This window comes from Neisseria sp. P0021.S007 (genome assembly GCF_051956855.1).
This window is the reverse complement of sequence record NZ_JBQCXA010001516.1, coordinates 1-469: the sequence shown is the minus strand read 5'-3', so window position 1 is coordinate 469 and position 469 is coordinate 1. Positions and strand designations below refer to the sequence as shown.

General features: G+C 45.0%; 1 protein-coding gene. It reads right to left on the bottom strand.

Annotated features, from left to right (window positions below):
• Positions 1-447: 4-phosphopantoate--beta-alanine ligase (locus tag ACTHUR_RS20025; RefSeq protein WP_440400544.1), on the bottom strand; the 447-nt coding region annotated here is incomplete at its 3' end.
• Positions 448-469 lie beyond the last annotated feature (22 nt).

Below are 469 nucleotides of genomic sequence, written 5' to 3'. Positions count from 1 at the left end.
CTGTTGAATTGGTTGCCAGTTGGTTTGTCGAGCCTCCACATAATCCACAACAAAACCTGCTTGTGTCAATTGCGCAGAGATATTTTCTAACACTTGTGACAAAGCTTGCCCTTCATGTAACTGCTGTTCGGCTTGTTTGAGCAATTGGTAAATCGTCGGTGCAGTCGCACGTTGCTGTTCAGTCAAATAGCCATTCCGCGAGCTTAAAGCAAGACCATCTTCAGCACGGACAATCGGTACGCCAATCACTTCCAATGGCATATTCAAGTCTTGTACTAGCTGACGAATCACGGCCAATTGCTGATAGTCCTTTTGACCAAAGAAAGCAAAATCAGGTTGGACGATATTGAATAGTTTGGTCACCACAACCGCAACACCATCAAAATGACCTGGACGCGATTTTCCACACAGGTCATCCGTGATTTGACCCACACTGATATTAGTCAAACGTGGTTGCGTACCATACATT